The organism is Mycoplasma sp. NEAQ87857, assembly GCF_009792315.1.
In the GTDB taxonomy this organism is placed as follows: Bacteria; Bacillota_I; Bacilli_A; order Mycoplasmatales; family Metamycoplasmataceae; genus Mycoplasmopsis.
Window position 1 is genome coordinate 25,396 of the sequence record NZ_CP045542.1, and the last position, 25,222, is coordinate 50,617.

Consider the following 25,222-nt stretch of genomic DNA (forward strand, 5'->3'; position numbering starts at 1 on the left):
TTTAATATAATAAACAATGTAAGATAATTATCTATAACATTAAATTCTTACTTATATAAATAAAATATTGAAAGGATTATACATTTATGAAAAAAGTTGCTATAAATGGTTTTGGAAGAATCGGTAGATTATTCTTCCGTAGAGCATTAGAAACAAATGCTAAATTAGATGTTGTAGCTATTAACGATTTAACAGATCCAGCTACATTAGCACATTTATTAAAATTCGATACAGCTTTCCGTGAATTACCTTATGAAGTTGAAGTTAAAGGTGATGCTATTGTTGTTAATGGAAAAGAAATTAAAGTTTTCGCTGAAAGAGATCCAGAAAACCTTCCATGAGGAGAATTAGACATTGATTTAGTTGTTGAATCAACAGGATTCTTCACAAAACGTGAAGGAGCAGAAAAACACTTAAAAGCAGGAGCTAAAAAAGTTGTTATTTCAGCACCATCAGATAAAGATGTTAAAACAATCGTTTACAACGTAAACCACGATATTTTAAACTCAGAAGACAAATTAATTTCAGCTGCTTCATGTACAACAAACTGTTTAGCACCAGTTGTTAAAGTTTTAGTTGACAAATTCGGAATTAAAAACGGATACATGACAACAGTTCACGCTTACACAGGAGACCAAAAATTACAAGATGCTCCTCACCGTGACTTACGTAGAGCTAGAGCAGCTGCTCAAAACATGGTTCCTACATCAACAGGTGCTGCTAAAGCTATTGGTTTAGTAGTTCCAGAAGCTGCAGGAAAATTAGATGGATCAGCAGTTCGTGTTCCTACAATTACAGGATCATTAGTTGATTTAACAGTTATGTTAGAAAAACAACCTACAGTTGAAGAATTAAATGCAGCTATTAAAGAAGCTGCAAGTGAAACAATGAAATATGAAACAGCTCCAATTGTTTCTTCAGACATCATTAACTCACACTATGGTTCAATTTTTGACTCATTATTAACATCAGTTAAAGAATCAGAATCAGGAAACTTATACAAATTATTCTCATGATATGACAATGAAATGTCATACGTTTCTCAATTAGTTAGAACTGTAGAACACTTTGCATACTTATAATTTATAAAAAAATAGCAACCACGGTTGCTATTTTTCTTTGTAAAGTTATAAAATTATAAATATATAAATATATTTATAATTTAGGTGATATTATGAAAACAAAAAGTATATTCGCAATCTTATGCATCCTTGGTACATCAAGTTTAATAGCCTGTCATGCTTCTAATAATCAAGCTATAACAAAACCAATTAAAAAAGTTGATGATCCTTTAAAAAATCAACAAGATCCAAGTAAAAACAAGAAAAACGAAAACAATATAGATCCAAACAAAGATAAAAAAGATAAAAATTCTAATGACCCAAACAAAAAAGATGAAAATAATGTAGATCCAAATAAAGATAAAAATGCAAATGACCCAAGTAAAAATAAAAAAGATGAAAACAATGAAGGTTCAAACAAAAAACAAGATCCGCTAAATAACAATGAAAATAAAAACAATGAAGATGAAAACAGCCAAAAACCAAACACTAATAATCCAACTGATAAAAAACCAGGTGACGAACCAAATAATGACAATAAATCAGATTTAAACAATGGCGAAAATAATAATCCTTTGAATAAAAAAGATGATAATAAAAAAGAAACAGATAATTTAAATAATAATGAAGGAAATAATAACCCTTCAAACGACAACAAACAAAATGAAAACAAAACAGACACTAATATAAATAAAGATAAAAATAATAATAATAAAACAAATATCGAATCACCAAATACTGATTTAAATAGTGATAAAAAAGATGAAACGGATAAAACATCTTCTGGTTTAGAAAAAAACTCAGATAATAATTTAAATAATCATAATACTGACAATACACATTCAAACAACAACACAAATGAGACCAATAAAAAACAAGATGAAACAAATAAAACAGATACAAATACTGAAGGTAAAGGTGATGAAAAAAATAATAATGTAGGAAATAACGAATCATCAAATACTGATTTAAATGATAAAAAAGATGAACCTGAGAAAGTAGATAAAACAGATACTGGGACAAATGATAATACTGATTCTTTATCAGCAGATAAAGATAACCATCCAATTGAACCAGAAAACAAACCTTTAGAACCTTCTGGTTCAAATGAACCAAATCATCCTAATGAATCAATTGATCACAAAGATGAAAATAATGAAATTGATAATAAAAATGATGATTCAACTAACATTAATAACAATGCGTTAGAAGTGGTTATAAACAATCCTGATCATTTACAACCTAAGATTACTTATGATAATGCTAGAAATACTGAAGGTTTATTAGTTCCAGATATTATTGATCGTGATCAACCTGAAAATTATAGATTACAAAGATATCCAATAAGCAAAGAGGAAATGTCATTAGTATCATTAGATCATAATGATGAATTAAATTTCTTAAATAAATTTAATAATGATAATAATGATGTAGTGCATAAAACTAATAGTTATGGACAAAGTTATTATGAATATCAAGATCCTTTTACTAAAATTATTTTTAGAGATTATGCATATGGAAATGGTAAGTATATTTTAGGACCAGATAATATAAAATTATTAGCTCAAGAATTTAAACGTAAAATACCATTTGGGCCTGAAGTTTATGATCTTGAAGCGGTTAATATTAATGATTTTAAAGTTATTGATTCTAAAGCATCAGGTTTATATTTCCCTACATCAAAAAATATTTTTATCAACACTCAATCAGTTATAGGAACAGATTTTAAAAATTATGACGTTATAGCTACTATAATGCCTACTTTATTCCATGAGTATATCCATCATTGAGCATTTAGTTATGCACAAATTGCTTTACCATTTGTAGCTATTACCAAAAATGATTTACCAGCATATTTTAAGGATGATATTTTAGGTTCTAGTGAAATTATTTATAAACCAAATGTAGTATCAGGTTATGATAGACAATATTGAAATAAATATTTCACAGATAATTTAGTGCATTTATTAAACTTTGATTTTGATAAAAAAGCTGCTTTAAGTTCTGCTATTTTTGGAATATGACCAAGATTAAATAATCAAGAAATTTGAAATAGATTCTTGCACAACAATTTAACTCCAAAACAAATATGAGATTTAGCTAACCATAATAAAAGTATTGACACTGATTACAATACATTCTTCTATGAAGCGGGATTAACTTTTAATCTTCCTAAAAAGAATATCCCTTATTACTATTCATTAACTGAGTTAATGCCTAGAGAATACACTAAATTTGCTTATGAGTCATATTACAACATTAATGAAAAAAGAACTAATAAATTTATAGCAAGTAATGGTTTTGGATATTCTACTATTAGTTGATTTGGGATTAATAAATATAATTCTAATAACATAAGACAATCAATCATACCTTCATCTAACTCTGATGATTGATCTAGAACATATTTAAACACTGAAAGCTCACCTTATCGTCAAGGAAATTACATTCAAAATGCTTTAACTTTCCCAAATACTGTATTTAAAATTGATGATTATAAGTTCTTTGATGAAAATGGAGCAGAACAGACATTAGATGAATCAAGAAGTAAAAATCGTTCAATTGAGTTTTATAAACTATTTCTTGAAACTATGGGATATGGTAAAACTATTTCACAAGTCTTTTATCAAAATAAATGATCATTCCTTTATGCAAGAAACAAAGAGAAAAAAGGTGCTCCAGTAGCTGATGGAGAAACAGCAAATAATGTAAAACTTGCAGGTTATTTACCTAATACCAAATACACTGGATTTGCTTTTGTCAAAGATGGTAAAATTTACAATCAAACAAAATTTGATTATTCTCCAGCATTTAACTTCTTTGGTCATTATCAATTTGATCAAGGGGCTAGATTATTAGAAAATAATCAGCTTTCAAATGATAGATTAAATCAAATTGGAAATAGATTGTATCCAAAAAATAAATATTACACTTATATAACTGATACATATATTAAGATCCATGATTTAACTCAAGTAAAAATGTGAATTGATAAAAATCATGATGGTATTGCTCAAGAAGATGAATTGGATAATAATTATAAATTTAAATTACCAGAACATCGTTATGTAACTACTGCACGTAGTGGTAATCCAATGGATTCAAAATTTAGACCAATAGTAGCTTTAAAAGATAAAAATAATGAAAATGGAGTAGTGTTTGAAACAATTGTAGGACCTTCAAACAATAATTAGTGTGAAAAAATATTGATTTAAGAAAATTATTATCGGTTTAAGTGTTTGCAGTACGATATTAGCTACTTCATGTGCTCAAACAATTAAAGAAATTAACATAGCTAATGATAATAATCAAACTTATACTCCTTTAAATAATTATTTAAGCCCTGAAGTTGCTAAATTATCCAATGATAGCTTAAAAAATAGTGAGTTATATTTACAACAACCTGAATATAAAACTATTAAAAAAGATAATGGTGTTGTACAAATACCAGATTTAAAAGATTTTGATATTAATATTCCTTATAACTCTAATAAAATAAGAAAAATTTATAACAATGAGTATTTATCAGTTTATCAACCTGATAGTTTAAAAGATAAAGAATTAAATCATCGAATTAATAAATTTGATAATAATTTTATTCATACAGCTAATACCATTACTTATATCGATCCATATCTTAAATTAAAGTTTGTTGAATTTAAACTTAAAAATCAACCATATATTTTAGGAGAACAAGGTCTTAGATTATTAGCTCAAGAATTTAAGCGTAAGGTTCCTTTTGGTCCAGAAGTATTTGATCTAGATTCAATTTCAATTAATGATAATAGTTTATTAAAAACCACTTCTGAAGGTATTTATTATCCAGATTCTAAAAAAATCTCTATTAGTATGCAGGGTCAAAGCTATGAAACAGTAGATGGATTAAATTTATTTAATAAAGTGATTTCAATTTTACCTGTAGTATTTCATGAATATATCCATCATTGAGCTAATTCATACACTTTTTATGAACAAACAAATTTACTTTTTAAACCTAATCAATTAAACAATCAATTAAGTTTAAAAGCATTAGATAAATACGATGTTTATAATGCAAAAGACTATTATAAACAAGATTATTATTATGAAGCTTGAAATTATAATTTTGCAACTAATTTCAAACAATTATTAAATTATGATGTTGATCAATATAGTTATATTAATCAATTCTTAGCTAAAAGAATTTTATTTTTAAATCCTAAAACTAAATATTTATATCGTAATTTTACTTTAGCTACTTTGTATAAATTAGCTAATGAAAAATATAATTTAGGCTATATAGATCCAAGTAATAAATATGCTTATACACCTTTAGAAGCGTTTAATTTAGATTTAAAAAACATTTTATATTACTATTCATTAAGTGAATTAGTTGCTAGAGAATACACTAAATTCGCTTTTGAACCTTATTATAATATTAATAGTCCTAAAATTATTTTTCCAGAAAGTGAATTTGCATCATTAGGAGCAAGTTATTTTGGAAATGGTATTTTTAGTGATTATGGTGATAGATTAACCAATGATAAATATGCTATTTTTAAACCTTCATCTTATTCAGATGATTGATCTAGAGTTTATTTAAATAATGAAAATGGTTTTTATCGTCAAGGTAATTATATCCCTCAATCAATTCAGTTTCCTAATAGTGTCTTTGATATATCTAGCTATAAATATATTAATAAAGCTACTAACAAGATTTTATCTCTTGATCCTAATAAAACCAAAAATCGTAGCATTGAGTTTTATCAATTATTTTTAGCAACTATGGGTTATGGCAAAAGTATTAGTAACATTTATACTAAAAACAATAAGCTTAAAATTAGTGGTTATTTAAAAACTAATAAGTATAAAGGTATAGTCTATATGCAAAATAATAAAATTTATGAAACTGTAAAGTTAGATTATTTACCTAGTTTTCATTTCTTTGGTCATCATCAATTTGATCAAGGAGCAAATTTATATAACAATCAAAACGATCAAAGTCTTATGCGATTGTATCAATTGGGTAATAGATTATATCCAAAAGAAAAATATTATAGTTATATCACTGATAAATTTATTAAAGTCAAAGATAATACTAATGTCTATTTTTGAGAAGATAAAAATAATGATAATATAGTTCAAAATGATGAAATAGATTATCAATTTAATAATACTATTCCTTCATATAGAATCATTGCACGAAAAATGAACAATCAAACTGCAGTTGCTACATTAAATACTGGTGATTCTAACACTTTAAAAATATATATAAAATAACCACTAAAAAAGTGGTTATTTTATATAATAGGACTATGTTACAACCTATAGAAAAACAAAAAAAGAAAAATATTTGAGAAGTTATATTGTTTGTAATTAAAGTGACTTTTATAGGATTTGGTGGTGGAAATGCTTTAATGCCAGTTATTAAAAAAGAAGTTGTTGATAACAAAAAATGAATGAGCATTGAAGAATTTGACAATGTAGTAATTGTTACTAACATGCTTCCAGGACCTAGTGTTATTCAAACCATTTCTTATGTTTGTATTTATTTATTTGGTAAATTAAAAGGTGCATTAATCACCTTATTTGCTATTTTGCCTCATGTTTTAGTAGCTTTTGGATTACTTTTATTATTTGATAAAGTACCTAAGCAATATATTAGTATATTATCAGTAGGAGTTTTAGTTTCTATTATTGCTTTTTTAATTCAATTTGGTTTAAGATATTTAAAACAAGCTAAACAAAGTTTAGCTTGACCAATTTGATTAACTATTTTTTTATTTGCAAGTTGTTATAGTTTATTTATTCCGGCTCCTTATAATTTACCTGTAGTAGCAATTGTTAGTGTAATAGCAATTTATTCAATTATTTATTTAATTAAAAAATACAAACTTAAACATAACAAAGGAGATAAATAATGCCAATAGTAGGTTTAATTGTAGCTATTCCATTAATCATCATTATCTCTTTATCAGTCTTTGGTGGTGGTCAAGTATTTATGCCAATCTTTAGTTGATTATGAAACTTATTTGCTAATAATTTTGGTGTTTCAATGATCAATGAAGATACTATTAATAAAATATTTACTATTTCAAATACAACTCCAGGAGTTGTATCAACTAAGTTTGCTTTTTTTACAGGTTATATAGTAGCTAATGGTGCTTGATGAGGTTATTTAGCAATGTTTTTAACTTATTTATTATTTTGCTTACCCGCAATTATAGTAATGGTCATTGCAATGAAGTACATTAATAAATTCAAGCACAATACTTATGTAGCAAATATGTTAATTATAATGAAACCTATAGTAGCTGGAATTATGGCTTCTTTAGCTTTACAATTATTAATTTCAGTTTTATTTCCTGAAATTTATTTTAATAAAAGTGTTGAGCAGTATTTTGGCAAAACTGTTATTAATCAACACTCATCAGCTACAGCATTATTTTTTGCTTCAAATACCCCTTATAGTAAATTATGTAATATTTTACTAAAAATTTATGTACCTTTAGGAATTATAGGGTCATATATAGTTGCTAAAAAAGGTTATTCATTATTTGTTATCATAATCATTAATATAATTATTTCATTTATTTTATTTTTATTAATACCATATCTTGCAGGTTATCCAATACCTACAGCATAAAAAATATCCAATTGAATTGGATATTTTTTTATTGATCTTCATCTTGATCATCAGTGTTTTGCTCTAAATTATCACTAGCTTCAATGCTTCGAGTGAATTTACATTTAGGGAAGTTTTTGCAAGCGACAAATTGTTGACCTTTTTTGTTAGTTCTAATTACTAAAATACCTTGGTCTTCAGGACAAGGAGTTGGTAATTGAGTTAATGCAAAAGTAAATGGTTCAATTTTTTCACTTGCATGTTCAAACTCTTCGGTGAATTTAGTTCAAAAACTAGACATAACATCATTTTTATTAATTTGACTCTCAGAAATATCATCTAATTGTTTTTCAACTTCAGCGGTATAAACTTCATTAATAATATCCGGAAAAGCTCTAATAAGGTTTTGGATCACTATTTCACCAAATTCTGTAGGTACTAATTTACCTGCTTGTCTTTGAACATAATTACGCTCTTTAATGATTTTAACTGTAGTAGCAAAGGTACTTGGTCTACCAACTTTAATATTATCTAATGCTTCAATTAATGCACCATCACTATATCTAGCTGGTGGTTTAGTTTCATGTTGTTCAAAGTTAAAACTTTCAACATCTACTATTTGGTTTAATTGGTAATTTGGATCAGGAACTTCTTCTTCTTTACCTGTAATTACATAATAACCATCAAAAATAATTTTTGAATAATTATTTTTGAATTTATATTGATCAGATAAATAAGTATAAGTTGTATTTTGTCTAATTGGTTGTTTAATTAAAGCTTGCAGTGTGTTTTCGTAAATTAATTTATAAACTTTAAATTCATTATTGGTCATATCTGGATATTGTGCTTTAGCTAATTCAGGTGTTAAAGCAACATCTGTAGGTCTAATAGCTTCATGGGCATCTTGATCTCCACTAAATCCTTTAATATCATCAGCAATATACTCTTGTCCTCATTTATTTAAAATGTATTGATGAGCAGAATCAATAAAGGTTTGACTTAAACGAGTAGAATCGGTTCTTGGATAACTAATTAACCCACCATCTCCATAACCTTCATATAACTTTTGAGCAGCAAATTGAGTTGCTTGAGAGTTTAATGAGCTTCTACGGTATAAAACAGCTTGTTTAAAAGGACTAACTGCTGAAACTTTACGACTTTTAACTTCAACATCAACTACTTTAAGTTCTTTTTTAGTCGTTTGGAAATGAGATTTTAATACTTCAATTTGGTTTTCAAGAATTCAGTTTCTACGATCTGCAGAATTGTTTTCATCAAAATAATAAGCTAGAACTTCATTATTAACTAATTTAGCATTTAATTTGAAATATTTTTCAGGAATAAACTTACGAATTTCATTTTCTTTATCTACTACTAATTTTAAAGCTATTGATTGAACTCTACCAGCACTTGGAGTACCTGGTGTATTTTTTAATTTACCTCTCATTAAGTAGCTTAATCTAAATCCAATGATACGATCAAGCATTCTACGTGCTTTTTGAGCATCAATTAATGCTTCATCTAAAGTTGTAGCTTTTTCAATCGATTTTAAAATTGCATCTTTGGTAATTTCGTTATATTTAATTCTTGCATAATTATCTTTAATTTTAAAGTAATTAACAATGTGGCTACCAATTGCTTCACCTTCACGATCCGGGTCAGTTGCAATATATACAAAATCAGATTTTTTAAGTGCTTTTTTAATTTCTGAAGCAATATTACGCTTTGATGAATCTAATTGATATTCAGGTTCTCATTTTTCCATATCGATACCTAAACCAAAGGTTCCAGAAGTTTTTAATTTTAAAATATGTCCAACACTAGCTATGACTTGATAATCATTACCTAAATACTTTTGTATTGTAGACACCTTATTAGGTGACTCGACTATTACTAAGTTTTTCATATGATAAATATACCTTTATTTTTTAAAAAAAGAATTAAAAAAGTTTTTTATTAATAAAAAGAATATTGATATTTAGATTAATTTCATATCAATTATTATTGTTTTATATATCACAATTTTTTATTCAAAAAAGAATTTTTTTAAAATAATTTATCGTTTATTTATATATAATAACAATTGAGTATATTAGTGCTATACTCCTTGGTTATGTTTATAACCCAGATATTAGACCATAAGGAGAAAAAATGTTTAAATACGAAATTATGACAATCGTAGATCCTAAAGCAGATGTTAAAGTAGTTGAAAACTTACTTAGCGAAGTATTTGCTGAAGGTGTTAAAAAAGTTGAAAAACTTGAAAGAAATGAATTAGCATACGAAATCAATAAATCAAAACACGCTCAATATGTTTTAGCATTAGTTGAAACTGAAGGTGAAAATATTGCTGAATTTACACGTAAAGCTAATATTATTAAAGAAATTTGAAGAAACTTAGTTATTAATTTAGATACAGAAAAAGGTTTAGGAGCAGAACCTAAAAAAGCAAGAAGACACAAAAAAGCTTCTAGAGATTTCTCACAAAACAATGATAGACCTAGAAAACGTGTAGTTAAAAGTAGAAAACCAGAAACTTCTACAAAAGAATAATATTTAGAAAGAAGGAATATATGTTAAATAATGTTACTTTAATTGGTAGAACAACCTCAAACATTAGACTAAATCATACTTCAAGCGGAATCGCATATACAAGATTTTCTTTAGCGATTAATCGAAATTCAAATAACGGAAATGAAATTACTGATTTTATTGAAGTTGTTTGTTGAAGTTCAACTGCTGAATTTATAGCAAGAAGTGTTCCTAAAGGAACTTTATTATTAGTTCAAGGTTCACTACGTTCAAATAGTTATACTTCTAAAAATAATACTCCAGTTAATACAATTAATGTAAACGCTGATACAATTAGAATTTTAGAATCTAAACAAATTGTTGCAAGTAGAATGGAAAATAATCCAATAAATGATGCTAATTTTACTAATGTAAATAGCTTCAAAAAAATAGATAATTATCCATACAACAATACCGCTAGTCAGCCAGTTAATGATTTTAGTTCATCAACATTTGTTGAAACTCAAACAGTTAATATTCCTGAACATTCTAATAATCAAACAAATGTTTCAACTCAAGAATTTACTAACCCAGCACCCGAAAATAAAATAGAGCAAGATTTTGCAGATATTTTTGGTGATGGAGAAGATATTTTCAAAACTGAAGCATAATCAATGAGATTACTCATTATAATAAAGGAGATTTAAATGGCTAACTTAAAACGTAAAAAACCTTTTCAAGGTAGAAGAAAATCATGTGAATTTTGTGATGAAAGAATGACATATGTAGATTACAAAAATGTAGATTTACTTAAAAAATATGTTACTCCAACAGGACAAATTAAAGCTAAAGCTTCAACAGGTACATGTGCAAAACACCAAAGAAAAGTTTCTAATGCAATCAAAAGAGCAAGATTTGTTGCTTTTATGCCTTACTCAATCGTTCGTGCACGTATCAATAAATAATTTATAATATACTTTTTAATTTCATAATAGATGTCTAAGACATCTATTTTTTTATACTTTTAATTAAATTAAATGTACTAATGGAGATATTTGACAAATATAATATGGAAGTATTTTCATTAATATAATTAACACCTATTTAAAATAATATAATTAATATAGGTAGATAAATAATCCAAATAACTTAAAAAGGTGAAGTGATGTTTTTTAAAATTAAAGAGAAATTAATAATTAAGGATAAGATTGATATTTTACTATCGATTATTTTGTTTATTCTAACCTTATTACTTCTATATGTTTAATGATTTTTATACCATCAAATGAGTCTTTTTGATGAACTATAATTATTTATATATTTTTATTAATTTTAACTAGCTGATCAAATGTTTTAATATTACTAAAATTAAATAATAAACTTAACCAAAAAATAAACCAATTAATACTTAAATATAGAAAAATTCAATATTTTGTTTTTAGATTAATAACTTTAGTGTGTTTATTTGTTTATGGAATGTTATTTATCGCATATTTATATCATAAAAATAAATTTATAATTGATGCTTGATATACAAAACCCATAATACCATTGATGTTTTATGTTGTCTTTGTAACTTATACTTTGTATTGCGTTTTATCAGTAAATAACTATAAAAAATATATTTTTAATTTATTTCTTGATAAAGATAGTAAAACAACCATTTCAAAAAAATATTTATATTTAATGATGGACCCTTTAAGAAAAATGGTTTCAACTAATTCTTTTATATTAGGATTTAATATTGCTATGCTACTATGCATAATGATGATTTTAATTGTTATTAACCCAACATATTTAACTCATAATCTAGTTATATTATCTTTATTTCTTATATTATGCATACTTATAATAATCATTTATAGTTATCTAACTTTTATTTCTTATAAAAAATATCAATATTTTAATGCTCTACTTACCAAAGAAACAAATGAATTTATCTTAGAAAATAAGAATTTTGAGTTCGTTGATGTGATAAATAATTATTCAAGAAAATGATGAACTTTTAAATATTCATTTAGTCTTATTTTTATATGATTATCATTTTGTTTAGGAGTAATATATGTTAATCTCTTACCAAAGGCACTAGAAACAACGCATATTACAACAATTTTATATTTAGTATTTGTTTTGATACCTTTTATATCATTTATGTCTGGTTGATTATCTTTATCATCAAAAATATCAAGAGATAAAAGTATAAGGGTCTCAATAGAAGTGGCTAACTCATACAATAAAAAATAATATTAATATAGTCTTTATAAAAGATATTTGTATCATAAAAACTATATTAAACGAATTTAATTAAAACGATATTGTTTTCATAGAGTGGAATTTAATGGGTAAAAATAATATAATTTAAGTAGATATGAAAGTAAATGTTGCTATTGACCTTTTAACATCAAAATAAATGTATAAAAATATATTGTTCAGGTTGTTTGTATGAAGAAGGTTTTATCCAATTATCACCTAATGATATTGATATTTTCATAGGTTATATTTTTTATTTCTTTTTATGAGATAACAAAACAAAAAATATAAATAGACACGTTTAGCAATAAAAAACTAGAAAAATGAAAGATGTTTTATAGATAGTACTTAAGTTATAGTGATAAATTCATAAAAAGATATGGTGGATATTAATAATGTGGAATAAATTTGGTAAAAAATATAATTTGAAATATTTATATTCTATCTCAGTAATTATAGTGTTCTTTGCTTCTATATTTATTTCAATATGGATAATGAAAGAAACATATTTGGATCTTAAACTTTTAACAAATTATAACTAAAGTTGTTAAACTGATTTAATTCACGAAAAATTGTCAAAAAAAGTTAATTTTTCGTGAATTTTTTCTTTACTTTTATGATATAATAGTTATATAATATAACTACTATATCGAAGGAGAAAAAATGGCTAAATATACATCAGTTGACTTACCACCAAGAACAAGAATTTTAACAAATAAAAACAATCAAAAATATGTTTATTTTTCAATATCTTCAGAGTATCAAAAAGGTAAAAAGTATAGTCTTGATAAAAGGGTTTTAATTGGAAAACTTGACCCAAAAGATCCAAAGAAATTAATCCCAAATGATAGATACTTTGAGATCTTTCCAAACAAAGAAAAAATTGATGAATGTGAAAATCAACAATTTAATTTTTCACAAAATTTTGGACACTATGCTTTATTTGAAAAGATTATTGAAGATCTAGGACTTGATAAGATTTTTGAAGAAGTTTTTGGAGATAGAGCGGAGATTATAAAAGCACTTGCATACTACTTTTTAGAAAACAAAAATTCAAAAATTCAACATTTTGAAAAATGAGCATTTAACAATTATTGTGGATTAAATAAAGTTCCCTCACAAGGTACAATTTCTAACATTTTAAACAAAGAAATTGACGATAAAACCATTGCTGAATTTAATACAAAATGAGCTAAACACGCTCAGTCTTTACTACACAACATTAAGAAAGTATTTGTAAATTTAGATGGTACAAACTTCAATTTCAGTTCTCCAAATATCGATATTGCAGAATATGGTTATGCAAAAGATCAAGAAAATAATCCAATCATTAATGTAGTTTATTTAAATGATCAACATTACGGATTACCACTTTTTCACGATGTTTATCCGGGTTCAATAACTGATCAAACACAATGTTCGATGGTGGTTGAAAAAGCTAATAATTTAGGTTTTAAAGACCTATGTTTTGTTGCGGACAGAGGTTACTATAGTGCTGAAAACCTAAGTTTTATAGATAAAAAAGGTTATAAATTCGTATGTATGGCTAAAACTTACATCAAAACTATCAAAGAACTTATTAACAAATTTAAGAAAGATGTTTATTTAAACACAGCTAACTATATTGAAGATTTTGATGTTTATGGAATTAAATCTAAGGAATTTGTTTACAAAGCAATTAATAAAAAATACAATACTTTTATTTTTTATAGTGCTGCAAAATCAGAAAGAGAAATTAATTATTTTAAAAACGTTGCAAAGGTGTTAAAGAAACAGTTTTCAAACGTTAAAAAAGTTAATGAACAAATGCTTTTAGAAACTAAAAATTATTTAACTATTGAATTTGATGAAACAACAAAACGTATTACAAATATCGGAATAAATAAAGAAAAATTACAAGAAGTGATTGATCAATCTGGTTATTTTGTAATTGTTTCTAATGAAAATTTAACACCTGAAGAAGTGTTAAAAATTTATAAAAGAAGAGACAATATCGAAAAAACATTTAAGGTTTTAAAGTCACAATGTGACCTTTACAAAACCTATTCAACTAACTCAAGTATCTTTAGCTCAAAGATGTTAATTGGATTTATTTCGACAATAATTTCATCTTCAATTTATCACAAAACCGAAGAATTAAGAAGTATGGATTCCAACGTAACTTTACCAACAATTTTAGGTGAACTAATTAAATATATTGTGGTAAACGAAGACGGAAAAATTAAAAGAAAATACAGATTAACAAGCAAACAAAAACGAATTTATGAATGCTTTGATATTGATGAAAATTACGTACTAAAATTAATAAAAAAACTAAACGATCAATAGCCTTTAAATGGTGTTTCAAAGGTCTAAAAAATCGTTTAGTCGTTATAAATTGTTAAAAGTTTAAGTTATTACTTAAGCAATAAAAAATACCTAATTTACAAATTAGGTATTTTAATATTATTTATCTTTATTATTAAAAAATGTAAGAATTTTAGCACAATCTAATTCATTAGTACTATTTAAAATTAAATCAGCTTTAGAATAATCTTCATTATTTCCATTAGTAATAGCTACTGAATGCATATTAGCATCAACAATTCCATCAATTCCTGCAGTTGCATCCTCAAAACCAACACATTCATTAGTTGATAATCCTAATCCTTGAGCTGCAAGGATAAAAATATCAGGTGCAGGTTTTCCGTTTTTAACATCTCCAGGATAAACAATATAATCAAAAGCGTCTTTTAATCCTAATTTTTCTAAGATTAAAGGAGCATTATAACTACTTGAAGCAATTGCTAATTTAATTCCTTTAGCTTTAGCATCTTCTAAAAATTTAGCTATATTAGGTAAAATTGAGTCTTTATTAATTTTTTGTTCTAATAATTGTTTATATAAAACATTTTTAGCATCACATAGTTCAATTAATTTTTCTTCTTGAACTTTTAATGATGGATTTTTTAAGTTAATGATTGCTTTTAAAGTGTCTAATCTAGGTAAACCTCTAAGTTTTTCATTTTCCTCAAATGAATAATCAATCCCTAGCTCTTTAACTTTAGCTTGTCATGCTTCAAAGTGTAAAATAGCAGTATCAGTAATTACACCATCTAAATCAAATACAAATCCTTTAATCATTTTTTACTCCAAATTTCTTAGGAAACTCACCTACAGTTTCTTTTTTATCTAAAATGTAGATTTCTTTTTCAGTTCCTTTGATTAATTTAATACTAAATGTTTCAGGTTCTACCACAACTTCAAATTTTGAACCTTGATATAAGAAATGATAAGTTAATTTAGTTCAATTTTCTGGAAGTTTTGGATTTAAATATAACTTATCATCATGTCAATCTAATCCACCAAATCCAAATACAATCATTTGATAAATAGCAGCTAAACTTCCTGCATGAATTCCAGCATCAGAAGTATGCATTGCTGGTCCTAAATCAATATTAATTCCATATTTAAATAACTCATAAGCTTTAGCGATTTTTTTCAATCTTGCAGCTTCAATACAGTAAGTTGCAGGAGATAATGATGAATCATGAGTAGTAATTGGTTCATAGTAATCAAAGTTAGCTTCACGAATTTCTCTATCATATAAATGTGGAAGAATGTTTAATAATAAAACAACATCAGCTTGTTTAACTAATTGACCACATAATCTTTTATGACCTTCTTTGGTTGAGAATAATTTTTTACCAGCATCACCTAACATTTGGAAAGGTTTAACATCATTTAATGGTAATTTTAAGAATTGATCGTTTTCGGCAATGATTAAATTACCATTTGGTTTTTGTTGTTTTAATCTTGCTGAAACTCTTTGAAGTTCATCAACTCTAATTTGATAAGGAATTTTAGTTAAAATTGATTTTAATAATCTTGGATTATCTTCTTCTAATTCTTCCATATATTTTAATGCTAAATCAATATTAAATTTAGCAAATCTATTGATATAAGCATTATTGTCAATGTTACCTTTATATTCGTTAGGTCCCATAACATCTAAAATAGAATAGCTTCCATTAGCTTGTTTTTCAGCTCTACATGCATAAAATCACGCTGTATCAAAAATCATTTCATAACCCATTGAGTCCATAAATTCTTGATCATTAGTAATTTTATAGTACTGATTAATTGCATAAGCAATATCGGCAGACACGTGAATTTCTTGTCTTCTTGAAGCAATAGGTACTTGAACTCCAGTAACCACATCAGCTTGTCCTCAATAAGGACATACTTCACCTTCAGTAGGTCAAGCCATTTCTCAAGGGAATTGAGCTCCTTCTAAATGACTTTCAGCTTTTCTTTCTTTAACTTCTTGAGCTTTAGCTCTAGCACCTTCTAAACCTTTGTATCTATAGGTTAATAAATTTCTTACTACTTTTGGGTCATTAAATAAATAGTTTGGATTAATAAAGAATTCTGTATCTCAGTATGTATGACCTTGATATCCTTCTCCTGAAAGCCCCTTAGCTCCTACGTTCATATTAGTAGAATGAGTTGGAACGAAGTTATTTAAATGGAAAATACCAAAATCTAAAGCCAATGAATCATATTCCGCTTGTTCATCACCTTGAATTTTTACAAAAAAGCGTTTTCAAACTTTTCTTTGCATTGCATCAATAGATCTATTTTTCAATTGATCATAAGTACTATCAATTAATTGATAATGTTTTTTATTAGCTAAATTTAATACTACATTATCACTTAAAATAATGTCTTTATCATCAACACTTGTATGCACAGACATTAATTTTTCAAGCTCTAAAACATCTCCAGGTTTAAGAGTTTGTTTCATTTTAAAGTAGATTTTTCTACGTTTAATATCAATGATGTAATCATCATTTCCGCCATTGATTAAATGACCATTTTTATAAAGTTTAGTGATCATATTATGCACAACAAATTTTTCTGAAAAAGTTGTTTTTTGTTGCATTTGTAATGATTCAGTTGTTGGTCTAGATTTTAATCCTTCAGCAAAGTGTTGAGTTCCATTATTAGTTACTTGAGCATTAATTCCTGCTCTAATTACCACTTCTGATTGATTATTTTGACTTTCTAGAAGTTTAATTCTAATTTTTTGAGCATAAACATTTACATCTTCTTGTGAAGCAAAACGCTCAAAGTATAATTCATATTTATTACTATTACGCTCAACTACTAATTTTCTTGATAATAATCCTTGTTTAATATCTAAAGTTTTTGTATATTGGTCTTTTGGATCTACTTCAAATTCTTGATTGTCAAAAGTAATAATAGTTGATAAACAATCAGCTAAGTTAGCTAATTCTGAAACTTCATTTTTGTTATCTTTGTTAAAAATACCATTAACAAAAAAATCAGGTTTATTGTAACTTGTAATTTCTTCATCAGCACTTCTTAGACCTAAGTATCCATTTCCTAATGAAAAAATACTTTCGGTTTTAGCTACTACATTACGATCAAATTTAACTTGAGTAACTAATTTATTCTTTGTATCATATTTTAAAAAATTCATTTTTCTCCTAGTTAGCTAGTACAAGAATTGATTCATAAGGACGTAATTTCGCTTTAACTTCCTTATTATCCTTGTAACTTGATAATAGTTGTTGTCCTGCAATTGGATTAATTGCTAATTCTTTATTAGTCATATTAATATATGCTACTAATTTTTGATCTTGGTTAGTTCTTGTAATTGTGATTAAGTTTTGATCATCAACATCAATGGTTGATTCACCATAAACTAATAAATCATGGAATTGCTCTTTACGCATTTGAATTAGTTCTTTATAGAAATAGAAAATACTATCTTTATCTTCTAAAGCAGCTTTAGCATTAATTGTATTGCTATTTCTTCCAAGGTTAATTCAAGGAGTAGCTCCTGAGTTAAATCCTGCATTAACTTCATTGTTTCATTGCATTAATGATCTTCCTGCATCTCTAGAGTTAATGTTGCAGTATAATAACATTTCACTTTCAGAATATACTTTATTTTGATCAACTAACGCACTAAATCCATTAGCTATATCACAATCTCTAAATTCACTTCGATTAGCAAAATGAGTGTTTAATAACCCAATTTCTTCTCCATAGTAAATACATGGAATTCCTTTTAAAGTCATTAACATTAAAGCATGAGTTTTAGCAGACATTTCTCTAAATAATCCTTCATCACCTCAACGTGATACACTTCTTGAAGTATCATGATTTGATAAGAAGTTGGTAAACATACTTGGTAAGATCGCTTTATTTTCTTGGAAAGGTTTTTGTTGATAAGCAAATTGTTTAACATCTCAATTAGCATCATATCCATTTCTTCCAGTTTCTTTCCCTCAACCAATTCATCATCAACTAAAGTTAAAGTAGTTGTCTGAAACTTTATTTTCCCCAGTTCCATATTTAATTAATTCATCAGCAGTAATACCACTAGCTTCACCTAAAGTATAAGCATCAGGTTTATTACTAAAAGCTAATTGATTAAATTCTTTTAGAAACTCTACAGCTCCATTACATCAAGCAAACATTGGATTATTTTCCACTTCATCAAAAGTTTTAGCTACGTGTTTAATCGCATCTAATCTAAACCCTTTAACTCCTAAGTCATATCAAAAATCAATAACTTCAACCATAGCTTTAATGGTATCTGGATGTTTTCAATTTAAATCAACTTGCTCTTTAGCAAATAAATGGAAATAGTATTTATTAACGCTTGGAACATATTCTCAAGCACTTCCACCAAAAATACTTTGAGCTTTAGCTTCTTGTTCTGATAGTTGATCTTTTCAAATAAAGTAATTATGTTCAACATTATCAACACTAGCACAAGCTTTAACAAATCAGTCATGCTCATTTGAAACGTGATTAAGCACAATGTCCATAATAATGTCAATTCCTAAAGTGCTTGCTTTTGCTGTCATTTCTTTAAAATCTTCTAAACTACCAAATTGTTGTCATACACTTTTGTAATCTAAAACATCATATCCTGCATCCACAAAATTTGTTTTATAAGTAGGACATAGTCAAATTCCATTGATACCTAAATCTTTTAGATATGGTAATTTTTCAATAATCCCTCTAAGATCTCCATCTCCATCATTGTTAGCATCATAAAAAGAACGTGGGAAAATTTGATATAAAATTTTATCCTCTAATTTTACTGTTTTCATATTTCTCCTATTTTTTTAGTTCCATTAAAATAGAACTATGTGCTTCTAGTTTATTGTTATAGTTTATTTTGCTATGCAAAATAATTGTTTTATTATTAAAATCATATTCATAATCTTTATTACTAAAGTTATGAGCAATTTCAATAGTTTTATCTTTATTTTTTAATCTAAAGACAATAATTCCTTGTTTAGAATCTACAGTTATAAATTCAAGACATTGTTTAATTTCATCATTAGAATTTAATCTTAATAAACTATTAGATTGTCTATAATGATTTAATTGTTTAGTAAATTGATAAATGTATTTATGAACATCATCATTGTTTAAATGATCTCATTTTAAACCATTGACATAGTCTGTGGTTTTATATGAGTTAGATTGATAACTATTATCATCAGCATTTTCGTTAAACACATCAGTATAATTTGATTTAATTGCTCTGTGAGCATCCATTCCTGAAACATCATTTGGTTTAGATTGCAATAATTCAGTTCCTGCAAGCATTAATTGACGACCTTGAGTTAAAACTGACATCATCATTGCTTGTCTATAACGTTCTAAACGTTGAATAAAGCTTAAATTTTTACTTGAAGTATTTAATTTATCTCATAAAGTCATTCCATCATGACAATGACTATAAGCTAAATTAATTTTGACATCATTAGCAAATAAATCATATTTAGCTTTTGAGTGAGCAAAATCACCAAAATCATAATCTCTAATATTTCCAACTATAGAACTTACATAAGTTTTAAAATATTTGCTACTATATTTCACCATTAAACCAGCATCACTACTGTGATCGCTTCCTTTAATAGCATTTCGAATTGAATCATTAAAATATCCAAAACTTATATCATTACCTTTATAACCTTTAATATAAGCATCTTTAGGTTTTAAGTCACTAAAGTTTCAAGTTTCACCATGAAGAGTAATATTTGGTTTGATTTTTCTTAATTTTTTAGCTATTTGATTGATGGTTTTTTTAGTTAAAAAACCAGATAAATCAAATCTAAACCCATCAACATTAAATTCTTTAACGAAATAAGTTAAAGAATCAATGATTAACTTTTGCACCATTTTTCTATTATCTGCTAATGGAGCTTCTGCTACAGGTTTAACTTTAGCATTATCACGATAATAATAACCACGTAGAATATTATTAAAAATAGTATTAGTCATCATGTGGTTATATACAACATCTAAAATAACTGCAATATTATTTTTATGTGCTTTATCTACAAATTCTTTAAATTCTTTAATTCTAGCATAAGGATCTTGTGGATTTGAACTATAAATACCATTAATAGTAAAGTAATTATGCGGATCATATCCTCAGTTGTAATTAGTAGTTCATTTTGAACCTTGTCCTTTATTGTATATATTTGTATCAAATTCATTCACTGTGTAAGTTGAATGAATTGGTAATAATTGTAAGTGTGATACACCTAAATCATTTAAATAACCAAATATATCGCTTTCAATAGCAGCATTAAAAGTACCTTTTTTACTTTCTAGTTGCTTATTGCTTAATGAAGTAAAATCTCTGATATGAAGCTCATAAATCAATGGATCTACTCCAGTATTTAAATTTGATACTAAGTCCATTGGTTTTTTACCAGCTTTAACACTTTTTATATTAACTATTGCACCTTTAGCCACTTTAGTTTCTTTACCTTCTCAATTAAACATCGCCATACTTTTAGCATATGGATCTAATGCTATAGTTTTTTTGTGATTTGGATGAGTAATTTGATATTGATAGTAATAAGATTCATAATCACTATCAATTAAACAAGTTCAAACATTATTATCTTTTTCCATTAGAAATGTTTTCACTAATTTACTTTGATCTACTTTATCAAAAATTAACAACTCAACTTTTAAAGCTAATGGTTGTCATAATTTGAATTGAATTTTTTGATCTTTAAAAATTACACCTAAATCGTTTTTAGAATATGAGTATTTCTTATCAAAATCCTTAAAAAATTCATTACTTTCTTTATATAAATTCATAGTACAAAAATTATAAATTAGTATTATATATATTATTTTTTATACTTTATTATCTTGCTCCATCAAAACTTGCAAGCATACTTGACTAGTCATAATAAAAAGAAATAAAAAAATGTGCAAATTTGCACATTAGAACTAAATAGATTATTTTAATAATTTAAAGCGAATTCTTGATGGAAGAATTTGAAATATTTTGGATTAACATAATATTTAGCAGCAATAGAAATACTATCTAAATCATAACCAAATAAAATAACTGTTAATGCAGGATTAAGTCCAAATTTTTCAGTTCCTTCTTCAAACGAAACTTCATACACAACGTTTGTTAAAGCGTTACGGTTAATTAATAAATCAGTAATTGACTTTCTTAAATTAATTGGTTCAAACTCATCAATGTTTTTTAAAGAAATAAAAATGTCGCTTTCTGCTATTAAAACATTGTCTTTATAATATTGTTTAACAAATTTTCTAAACCCTTGAACAAAAATAATATGTTTTTCAGTAGCTCAATCTGGTAATTTATCAACTCCAAAAATTTCATCACCATAACATTCATCAGCATTAATTAATAATTGCATTGGTTTAATTAAATTATGAAAATTCTCAGCTACAAAATGACCACGTTTTGGAATAGAATATACTGCTCCTAGTGTTTCTAGTTTTTTATAAGCTGAAACAACAATATTTCTTGAACATTCAAATTTATACATTAATTGGTGTTCGCTAGGCATGATTTTATTAATTGGTACTTTACCTGATTGAATTAATTCGATTAAATATTCAACAATTTGTGTACTCTTATTCTTTTTATTATCCATATTTAAATTATACTTAAAGATTTGATTATATAAACAATATTTTATGGGAATAATTGCATAAGATATAGTTAATAAATTGGTGCTTTCTTAAATAGTTTTTAAAACTTAGTATTTAAATGGTATAAGTTTGGTTTTTGATATAAAAATAAATATATTTTGAAACTATTTTATTTGGTTTTTATTGAGTAAAATTAACTTCTTGAAATCAAATATGACTATACAAATCTATTATTCAATAACTTTATCCTTAGGTTCAATTAAGTATAAAGCATAACCACCTTGATTAACTTCGATATTTCAAGAATTATTTTTTGCGTTATTTAATAATAGTGGTTTAAAATAATAATCTCTTGAAATCTTAGTAAAAGTGGTTTGATTATTTCTATAATCACAAAAGACAAATAATAAAATTTCATTTTTATTATTTGGATTAATTCTTGCTATGCAATTATCCATAAATTCAGTATCAATAAATAATTCATAATCAGCAATAGTATTAATATTAGTTAATGCTAAAAATGGATATTTAGTTCTTAACTTAGACATAAATTCGATTAAATTTACTGCATTACTTTGGTTATAACAATCTTCAAAATCACCATTGGTATATGAATGAGTTTGCATCACTATTTGTTTATCATTACAATTATCCTTGATTAAAAGATAATTTTGATCCTTTCATTTTAAAGGTTCTCTTAAAGATAAATCTCCATATTTTCAAGTTCCTTGAAAATATAACTCATTAGCATAATAAATAATTGGAACTCCTGGAAGAGCAAATAACACAAATAATGCTTGATCTTGGTATTGTTTAATTTGATTATTAATTGGTTTTAGCATTTTACTTTTATTAAATTTCAATGCTTTTTGTTTAAAATTATCTATTCATCTAGCACTATCGTGATTATCTAAAAACGGCATTAAACTAGCATTATATTTTTGATATTTGGTTACTAGATCATTTAATTTTAAATGATCTATAGCTAAATTATGATTATGTCTAAAAAGTTTATACCCTTCATAAATAGTATCTAAACCTTTAGTATCTTTATAAGATAAATATTTTAATCCTTTAGTTGAATTAGAATTTAATCACTCACCAAACATAAATACTTCTTCTCTATTTTGCTCATTTGTGATTTTATTACTTGCTTGTCTTAATAAATTAAAAATTTTAGCTTCATTGAAGTTATTTTTGGTTTCTAATTCACTAGAATAAAATTCTTGAATAGCATCATATCTAAATCCATCAACCCCTATTGCAGTTCAATATTGTTGAATTGCTATTAATTGCTCTATTACTGCTGGATTATCTAAATTTAAATCAGGCATCCCTTCTCAAAATCGACCAAGATAACTGGTTTGATTAATTGTTTTTGCTTGATCAACATTAAGATATTTGCTACGATGTTTAGCTGAATCAACTTTAGTATCACTATCAATAAATTCAACATTTAAACGATAAAAATCTTTAAATTGCTCATTATTGTTATATAAAACTTCTTGAAATCATGGATGTTCATAAGAAGTGTGATTAAATACTAAATCCAAGTAAACCTTAATTCCTCTAGCATGACAAGCATTAACAAAATCTAAAAAAGCATCCATTCCACCTAATTGACTAGCTACATCACAATAATTCACTACTGAATATCCATGATAATTAGAACTAGGATGAATAGGACTTAATCAAATTTGATCAACACCTAAATTATCAATATAATCTAATTTATTGGTTAAACCTATAAAATCACCAATGCCATCATTGTTACCGTCAGCATAGTTATAAACTAATACTTGATATACGATATTTGTATTTTTATAATTTTGTAATTTATTAGCTTTTAAAGCAAATTTATATAAATTTCTATAATCTATTGGTAAGTTGGTTATTTTATATTTTGGATCATTTCAAATTGCAATTGATCCATTTTTTAATTGCTGTTTTAATCTCTTTTTAAAATAATATTTATCGTTTAATCAAAATTTCATAATTCTATTTTATAAAGTTAAATATTAAATAATAGTAATTTCTTGATGCATCAAAAAACAAAGACCTTTGGTCTTTGTTATCTAAAAGTTATAAGCACTTAGTAATTTATTTTTAGTTTCTTCATCAATTTGCGTTAAATCATCATTTAAAATGGTTGATGTAATTAAATAAAATAATAATTGTTTGTCTTTGATATCGCTAATTGATTTTTCAAATTCTTTTAAGGATAAAATGTTTTTAGGTATTAGTATATCTTTAGTTTTTATTTTAACTTTAGAAAGTTTTAATGTTAAAAACTGATTATAATTTGCTTCAAGTTTTTGATCAAAAACATAAATTTGATTAAATTCTAATTCTTTAGTTTCGTTATATGTTGCTTGAATTTTTTTATAATCAGATTTTAAGCTTCATACTATTCCTCCAATAGGGATAATTTCACCAAAAGCAACCATTAATACTAAAAAAGTTGTTTGTTTATCAATTGTAGAGGATTCTATTGGAGTTATTAATAAGTTATTTAAATCAATTTTGGGATTAAAGTCATTTGTTGCAAAAGCTAAAATCGCTATTATTATCCCTATTAAAAAAACAGATATTAAAAATAAGATTCCTGCTAAAGCATATTTTTTAATTAATGTTTGATAGTAATAATTCTTAAATACTAATAAACCATCTTTATAATGCTTATCAATTTTTGAAACATCTTTATTTCTTCCTATAAAACCAGAAAATGCTTTTATTAGTGTTTTTGCATTTCTATATTTACTAAATATAAAGAAGTTTATAACTGAACTTAACCCAATTAATGCTATATAAAAAAAATACAACTGGATAT

At 25.6% G+C, this 25,222-nt stretch carries 18 protein-coding genes; 10 read left to right on the plus strand and 8 right to left on the minus strand.

Annotation, left to right across the window (positions count from 1 at the left end):
- Window positions 1-86: 86 nt before the first annotated feature.
- From gap to GE118_RS00135, 5 genes are all read left to right on the plus strand, one after another.
- Window positions 87-1,082, plus strand: coding sequence for a type I glyceraldehyde-3-phosphate dehydrogenase (gene gap, locus GE118_RS00115; RefSeq protein ID WP_158763441.1), 996 nt, complete (start codon window positions 87-89; stop codon window positions 1,080-1,082).
- A 92-nt stretch (window positions 1,083-1,174) separates the two neighbouring features.
- Complete coding sequence (locus GE118_RS00120) at window positions 1,175-4,255, plus strand: MYPU_1760 family metalloprotease (RefSeq protein WP_158763442.1); 3,081 nt, start codon at window positions 1,175-1,177, stop codon at window positions 4,253-4,255.
- A gap of 1 nt (window position 4,256) precedes the next feature.
- Window positions 4,257-6,320, plus strand: a complete 2,064-nt coding sequence (locus GE118_RS00125) for an MYPU_1760 family metalloprotease (RefSeq protein WP_158763443.1) — start codon at window positions 4,257-4,259, stop codon at window positions 6,318-6,320.
- Between the two features lie 35 nt (window positions 6,321-6,355).
- Complete coding sequence (locus GE118_RS00130; RefSeq protein WP_158763444.1) at window positions 6,356-6,961, plus strand: chromate transporter; 606 nt, start codon at window positions 6,356-6,358, stop codon at window positions 6,959-6,961.
- Window positions 6,961-7,686 carry a chromate transporter gene (locus GE118_RS00135; protein WP_158763445.1) on the plus strand — a complete coding sequence of 242 codons (726 nt, stop codon included), beginning with the start codon at window positions 6,961-6,963 and terminating at the stop codon, window positions 7,684-7,686. Before GE118_RS00130 ends, GE118_RS00135 begins: the two co-directional genes overlap by 1 nt.
- A 28-nt stretch (window positions 7,687-7,714) precedes the next feature.
- Here GE118_RS00135 and topA read toward each other — a convergent pair whose 3' ends face one another.
- The gene (topA, locus tag GE118_RS00140; RefSeq protein ID WP_158763446.1) at window positions 7,715-9,571 is read right to left on the minus strand and encodes a type I DNA topoisomerase; all 1,857 of its coding nucleotides are present in this window, start codon (window positions 9,569-9,571) and stop codon (window positions 7,715-7,717) included.
- A gap of 245 nt (window positions 9,572-9,816) precedes the next feature.
- Between topA and rpsF the strand changes: the two genes are divergently transcribed.
- The 5 genes from rpsF to GE118_RS00165 all read left to right on the plus strand — a co-directional run bounded on the left by rpsF (window position 9,817) and on the right by GE118_RS00165 (window position 14,754).
- Entirely contained in the window at window positions 9,817-10,218 is a 402-nt protein-coding gene (gene rpsF, locus GE118_RS00145) for a 30S ribosomal protein S6 (RefSeq protein ID WP_158763447.1), read from the plus strand.
- 20 nt (window positions 10,219-10,238) lie between these two features.
- A complete protein-coding gene (locus GE118_RS00150; RefSeq protein ID WP_158763448.1) occupies window positions 10,239-10,847 on the plus strand; it encodes a single-stranded DNA-binding protein in 609 nt (202 codons plus the stop codon).
- A 36-nt stretch (window positions 10,848-10,883) separates the two neighbouring features.
- The gene (gene rpsR / locus GE118_RS00155; protein ID WP_158763449.1) at window positions 10,884-11,141 is read left to right on the plus strand and encodes a 30S ribosomal protein S18; all 258 of its coding nucleotides are present in this window, start codon (window positions 10,884-10,886) and stop codon (window positions 11,139-11,141) included.
- A gap of 511 nt (window positions 11,142-11,652) precedes the next feature.
- Window positions 11,653-12,420 carry a hypothetical protein gene (locus GE118_RS00160; protein WP_158763450.1) on the plus strand — a complete coding sequence of 256 codons (768 nt, stop codon included), beginning with the start codon at window positions 11,653-11,655 and terminating at the stop codon, window positions 12,418-12,420.
- A gap of 669 nt (window positions 12,421-13,089) precedes the next feature.
- On the plus strand, window positions 13,090-14,754 hold the full coding sequence (locus GE118_RS00165) for an IS1634 family transposase (protein WP_158763451.1): 1,665 nt from the start codon (window positions 13,090-13,092) through the stop codon (window positions 14,752-14,754).
- Window positions 14,755-14,871: 117 nt separating this feature from the next.
- On the opposite strand, the gene pgmB is transcribed toward GE118_RS00165, so the two are convergent.
- The 7 genes from pgmB to GE118_RS00200 all read right to left on the minus strand — a co-directional run bounded on the left by pgmB (window position 14,872) and on the right by GE118_RS00200 (window position 25,214).
- A complete protein-coding gene (gene pgmB, locus GE118_RS00170; RefSeq protein ID WP_158763452.1) occupies window positions 14,872-15,549 on the minus strand; it encodes a beta-phosphoglucomutase in 678 nt (225 codons plus the stop codon).
- Window positions 15,542-17,911, minus strand: coding sequence for a glycosyl hydrolase family 65 protein (locus GE118_RS00175; protein ID WP_158763453.1), 2,370 nt, complete (start codon window positions 17,909-17,911; stop codon window positions 15,542-15,544). The genes pgmB and GE118_RS00175 overlap by 8 nt, the downstream gene beginning before the upstream one ends.
- 7 nt (window positions 17,912-17,918) lie before the next feature.
- A complete protein-coding gene (locus GE118_RS00180) occupies window positions 17,919-19,559 on the minus strand; it encodes an alpha-amylase family glycosyl hydrolase (RefSeq protein WP_158763454.1) in 1,641 nt (546 codons plus the stop codon).
- 7 nt (window positions 19,560-19,566) lie between these two features.
- Window positions 19,567-21,576: an alpha-amylase family glycosyl hydrolase gene (locus tag GE118_RS00185; protein WP_158763455.1), complete on the minus strand. Its 2,010-nt coding sequence runs from the start codon at window positions 21,574-21,576 to the stop codon at window positions 19,567-19,569.
- 149 nt (window positions 21,577-21,725) lie between these two features.
- Window positions 21,726-22,394: a GntR family transcriptional regulator gene (locus GE118_RS00190; RefSeq protein WP_158763456.1), complete on the minus strand. Its 669-nt coding sequence runs from the start codon at window positions 22,392-22,394 to the stop codon at window positions 21,726-21,728.
- 228 nt (window positions 22,395-22,622) lie between these two features.
- The gene (locus GE118_RS00195; RefSeq protein WP_158763457.1) at window positions 22,623-24,386 is read right to left on the minus strand and encodes an alpha-amylase family glycosyl hydrolase; all 1,764 of its coding nucleotides are present in this window, start codon (window positions 24,384-24,386) and stop codon (window positions 22,623-22,625) included.
- Window positions 24,387-24,467: 81 nt separating this feature from the next.
- On the minus strand, window positions 24,468-25,214 hold the full coding sequence (locus tag GE118_RS00200; RefSeq protein WP_158763458.1) for a hypothetical protein: 747 nt from the start codon (window positions 25,212-25,214) through the stop codon (window positions 24,468-24,470).
- Between the last annotated feature and the right edge of the window lie 8 nt (window positions 25,215-25,222).